This is a genomic window from Bellilinea caldifistulae (assembly GCF_001306055.1).
Lineage (GTDB): Bacteria > Chloroflexota > Anaerolineae > Anaerolineales > Anaerolineaceae > Bellilinea > Bellilinea caldifistulae.
This window is the reverse complement of record NZ_LGHJ01000030.1, coordinates 1-1,203: the sequence shown is the minus strand read 5'-3', so window position 1 is coordinate 1,203 and position 1,203 is coordinate 1. Positions and strand designations below refer to the sequence as shown.

Below are 1,203 nucleotides of genomic sequence, written 5' to 3'. Positions count from 1 at the left end.
AGAATCTTGGTAATCACACCCGCGCCGACGGTCAAACCGCCTTCGCGAATGGCGAATTTCGAACCCTGTTCCAGCGCCACCGGCACGATCAATTCCACTTCCATGTTGACATTGTCGCCCGGCATCACCATTTCCACGCCTTCCGGCAGCTTGATCGAGCCGGTCACATCCATCGTCCGAATGTAGAACTGCGGCCGATACCCGCTGAAGAACGGCTTGTGCCGTCCGCCTTCCTCGCGCTTCAACACGTACACTTCCGCATTGAATTTGCGGTGCGGTGTGATGCTCCCCGGTTTGGCGATCACCATCCCACGCTCCACATCCGTGCGCTCAATCCCGCGCAGCAGCAGACCCAGATTGTCTCCGGCGATCCCTTCATCCAGCATCTTGTGGAACATCTCCACGCCCGTCACCACCGAGCTCATGCTCTTGTCGCGCAGACCCACAATTTCCACCGGGTCACCCACTTTGATCCGACCGCGTTCCACACGCCCGGTCACCACCGTCCCGCGTCCCTTGATCGAGAACACGTCTTCCACCGGCATCATGAACGGCTTGTCCACGTCCCGCACCGGCTCCGGAATGTAGTTGTCCACCACATCCATCAACTCTTTGATGCACGCATATTCCGGCGCATTCGGGTCGGTCGAGGTGCTCTCCAATGCCTTCAACGCACTCCCCCGCACAATCGGCGTTTCATCCCCGGGGAAGCCGTACTCGTTGAGCATCTCGCGCAACTCCAACTCCACCAACTCCAGCAATTCCGGATCGTCCATCTGATCCACTTTGTTCAAGAACACCACAATGCTCGGCACTTCCACCTGCCGCGCCAACAGCACATGCTCGCGCGTCTGCGGCATCGGGCCGTCCGGCGCTGCTACCACCAGAATCGCTCCGTCTACCTGCGCCGCCCCCGTGATCATGTTCTTGATGTAGTCGCGGTGCCCCGGCATGTCCACATGCGCATAGTGCCGCTTGTCGGTCTCATATTCCACATGCGCAATGTTGATCGTGATCCCGCGGGTTTTCTCTTCCGGCGCGTTGTCAATCTGGTCATATGCCTTGAATTCGGCTTTCCCTAACAGACTGCACCACTTGGTGATTGCCGCGGTCAACGTCGTTTTCCCATGGTCAATGTGCCCCATGGTGCCTACGTTCAAATGCGGTTTCGTTCGCTCAAATTTTTGCTTCGCCATGTTTTTT

General features: G+C 57.9%; 1 protein-coding gene. It reads right to left on the bottom strand.

The window, feature by feature from the left end:
- On the bottom strand, positions 1-1,196 hold a 1,196-nt coding region (gene tuf, locus AC812_RS16985), incomplete at its 3' end, for an elongation factor Tu (protein WP_062158994.1).
- Positions 1,197-1,203 lie beyond the last annotated feature (7 nt).